A 3,695-nucleotide genomic window follows, 5' to 3' on the forward strand; every position below is an offset into this window, starting at 1 on the left:
AGCTGTATGTAAAGCAGAACTGCGCGGATGCGATCTTCGTACGAGTACATGAACTACCTCCCAGTAGTCCAAGTTTTTGTCCGCACCCCCTGCTGGTCAAAATTCGACGCTGATTGACATTAGAGAACCAGGCTTGCCGTTAAAGAACCAGTCGAGTGCACGAAGCACAGTTGACTTGCCCGCTCCGTTCGGCCCGATAAAGGTCGTCACGGAGTCGAAGGGGATCGTCATGTCTTTCAGCGTGCGGAAGTTCTTGATACGAGCGGATTGAATCTTCATTGCTGGTTCTAGCTCCTTGTATCATTTCCTGAGAAAAGCTGAGATTCTGCTTTGTCGGCGACCGCAGGCAAATGCCACGAATCCTTTGTGCAGGAGGCACCAATCAACCGCGGCGAGTTGATCTCAATAGAAGCAGCGCTACCAAAGTGGGCGCTACCATGCTTAGTAAGCCTTGGCCTCAGATATCGCTGCGGCGAGCTGTTCAATCTTCGGCATCGGGTCATGGCGGTGAATGATCCGATGGCAGTTAGAGCAAACCACTGCCAAATCGTCCAACTTTGTCTCCACCTCACGATCCGCTTTGGCTAATGGTGTCAGGTGGTGTACCTCGCAAAAATCTTCACCATAGCTGCCATACGCCTGCTTGAAGTCAAAGCCACAGACTTGGCAACAGAGTCTCCCGGCCGCTTTCAGCACGGATTCTTTTTTCTTCTTTACCAGCTTGGCATTGCGCTCTCTGCGGAGATGGGCACTAAGCCTGACCTTCCCTTCCCGCCCGCCAGGTTCGTCTATATCTGGCAAGGGTGTTGGCCCCTCTGTGATGAGCTTCATTACCCGCTCAACAATCGGCCTACTCTCCAGCTTGTCGGCATACCATATGTTGCTCTGCCCGATGCCCCCTTTTGTGGCACGCGGAATCAGAACAGAGCGCTCTTCCAGTAGTACCGCATCTTTGCGCTTTGCCTTGATACGGAAGTAGGCTGCCCCTTGAGCGATGTGCTTCGCTGCCTTTTGCGGCATCTGCTGTACAGCGCGGTACACAGTGGCGTTCAAGTACCAGCCAACAACTACAGTCCCACCACCTGGCGGCGATGCTGTCCATACAACGGTCACGCCATCAACTGAGTCATCTTTCTTGGACGCGCCCAAGTTCTCCAGTTTGATGTTCCCGTTTGCTTGGACGTAGCCGTAAACCGCATCACCTACAGGAGTGAAATTGCACACTTCATGCCCGATAGAATGGTTGTTATACGAACCACCACGCGCAAGGCTATCTTCATCTAAGCCATCGTACTTTTGCATCCAGCCAACATTACAAAAAAGGATTGCCATTGACACCCCTCCCCCACGTGATGACGCAGCAATGATAATAGCATTCTAAAACTTGGCCTGTCCTTGCCTTTTGTCATACGTCCAAGTGCCGATCAACACCTGTGGATCTGCAGCCTCCCCATCTAGCTCGTTACCCCCCCCTCTTCCGCAACGATAGATTGGTATTCACAAACGACAGGAAGAAACTACTCACGCAATGCATCGCAGTGAAATTGTGTGGGTAATCAGTAGCAGGGCCGCACGCATAGACAAGCTGCACCAGCTCGCGCCGGGAGCTACTTTAGTGAGTGGGAAAGTGTTGGCGCTCAGCCTCGAAACACGGAGCAGTCATCAGAATGGCTGAGGTGACAGGGACTTGCATCAGCCCCGGGCTGCTGCTCCAAACTTGGAGTCATCACACAATGGCCCTCGCGAACTTGCATAACATTTATGCCATCCAGCTCGCTTGGGACTCGTGCGTCAAACATGCCATACGGATGAACACCCCAGCAAGAGTCTTTCTTGGTAGGGAAATCTATATGTAGTCTGCCCATTCACGCAGTTTCTGGAACACATCACAATACTAAATTTCATTCTTTGGCTTCATTCCCATACAATTTCACACTTTGAGTGAAATCCACTCCATTTATTCTGATAGAAATGAAACATAAGTCATTGATAATAAAAACAAAAGAGATTCATATTTTGATGAATCTCACAGCAAATCAAAAGCATGCTGCGGCATGCTTTTTTTGACACAATAGATATGACAGGGGGCTGCATGAAATTTAGCGTTTATTTTAATATCAACAAATCTCAGTCCGAGCTAGATTTTGTCGACATCCCGCTGGACACAGACATTCCGCTTTTTATTGATCCGTACGCACTAATAAACAACGAATCCATATGGCATCAAGAATGTGCAGAAAATGTTCAATCTTATTTTCTATCCCTAATTGAATCCATAAAACACAACGACACTACCAAATCATGGGAGTTGCTTTCCCATCTTTCAGAACCAAGAGAAACCCACCTCGGTCTTTCCAGTGGAAAATCCAATGGAAAAGGAATAGGAGGGTTCCAAGCAAAACTCCTTCATGAAAAATTAAAGAGTAGCGAGGCCGTAAAATCTGGAATGCTGTCCAGTATTTCAGAGCTGGAGTTAATGATTGACGGGGTTGGACACGACAAAATATCCGACCTAACGACAAACTTAATACGGCACCAATTAATTGAATACACTCAAAATCAATGCAAAAATTATGCAATTGAAATGCAAAATGTGCCCTCTGGATTTTATTGGGATACCCAGAATGAAAAATGGGCACAATGTTTTACTCAGCTACCAGTTGCAAACGGTGAAAAGATAATCCTCGTTCCGAAAACAATCGTTTGCTGGACAATGTCAGTAAATCACCAAGAGTATTACCAACATTTTGTTTTAAACTTTCTACAAGAGCATCACATAAACATACATAGCTCTCTTGTTAAGCTTTTAAAGGATGGCACCCCAAAAGTAACCAAAAAAAGCCTAAAGGAAGAATACCCGCTAACAAAAGAATTTCTTTTTGAGTTTACAAAAAAATATCCAGCGGTAATTGAACGATACAGGGACGATATAAAATTTAGCAAGCCCCCCACGGACTTTGAGATTACCTCAACACAAGGAGATGATTTCGACATAACCAAAACCGCCTCTAAATTAAAAAATATAATAAAATCAATCGAAGAGGGAAAATCTGAGGCATATACATATCAAGACGCCATGCTATGCGCTCTATTGTTTATTTTTGGAAAAAACTTAGTCAGCCCAAAACTAGAAAGAGAAATACATGACGGCCGAAAAAGAATTGACATCACGTTTCTCAATAATGCAAAAGATGGGTTTTTCTATAGGGCATTAAAATCACCACGCCTCAATGCGGTTGAAATATCATTTGAATGCAAAAATTACTCATCAGACCCAAAAAATCCAGAGCTAGATCAACTGGCCGGAAGATTTTCACCAAACAGAGGCTGGGTTGGGTTTATCCTTGCCAGGAAGTGCACCAACAAATCTCTATTTGAAAAACGCTGCAAGGATACATTTTTAGATGGGCGAGGACTAATAATTCCTTTATATGATGAAGATATCTTCTCCCTGCTGGATATGGCATCGACAGAAGATTATATGTCTATCAATTCAATGCTGGACGATATCTATCGAAAGATTTCTTCTTAACCCCATAGCAAGTAGCCCGGACATCGCTCCGGGTTTTTCTTTACCCGTAGCCCAATGAGATGGACTCCTCCCTCCCGCAACGGCATCCAGGTGCCAGACTGGAAGGGTTCACCACCAGTCAGACAGAAGGAAGGAGTCCACCATGAACGTTAGCCGAATCGGT

3 protein-coding genes are annotated in these 3,695 nt (G+C 45.8%); 1 reads left to right on the forward strand and 2 read right to left on the reverse strand.

Annotation, left to right across the window (positions count from 1 at the left end):
* Positions 1 to 96: 96 nt before the first annotated feature.
* Together PQU96_RS15870 and PQU96_RS15875 are read right to left on the reverse strand one after the other, a co-directional pair.
* Positions 97 to 279, reverse strand: a complete 183-nt coding sequence (locus PQU96_RS15870; protein WP_272773375.1) for an AAA family ATPase — start codon at positions 277 to 279, stop codon at positions 97 to 99.
* Between the two features lie 162 nt (positions 280 to 441).
* Positions 442 to 1,332: an HNH endonuclease gene (locus tag PQU96_RS15875; protein ID WP_272773376.1), complete on the reverse strand. Its 891-nt coding sequence runs from the start codon at positions 1,330 to 1,332 to the stop codon at positions 442 to 444.
* A 760-nt stretch (positions 1,333 to 2,092) separates the two neighbouring features.
* Here PQU96_RS15875 and PQU96_RS15880 point away from each other — a divergent pair.
* Complete coding sequence (locus tag PQU96_RS15880; RefSeq protein ID WP_272773377.1) at positions 2,093 to 3,532, forward strand: DUF8370 family protein; 1,440 nt, start codon at positions 2,093 to 2,095, stop codon at positions 3,530 to 3,532.
* Positions 3,533 to 3,695 lie beyond the last annotated feature (163 nt).

The sequence above is a fragment of the Vogesella margarita genome (assembly GCF_028548475.1).
GTDB classification, from domain to species: Bacteria; Pseudomonadota; Gammaproteobacteria; order Burkholderiales; family Chromobacteriaceae; genus Vogesella; species Vogesella margarita.

Bases quoted from the DNA above. Each gene is read 5' to 3' on its own strand.
- PQU96_RS15875 (WP_272773376.1), bottom strand. From the start codon at position 1,332: ATGGCAATCCTTTTTTGTAATGTTGGCTGGATGCAAAAGTACGATGGC.
- PQU96_RS15870 (WP_272773375.1), bottom strand. From the start codon at position 279: ATGAAGATTCAATCCGCTCGTATCAAGAACTTCCGCACGCTGAAAGAC.
- PQU96_RS15880 (WP_272773377.1), top strand. From the start codon at position 2,093: ATGAAATTTAGCGTTTATTTTAATATCAACAAATCTCAGTCCGAGCTA.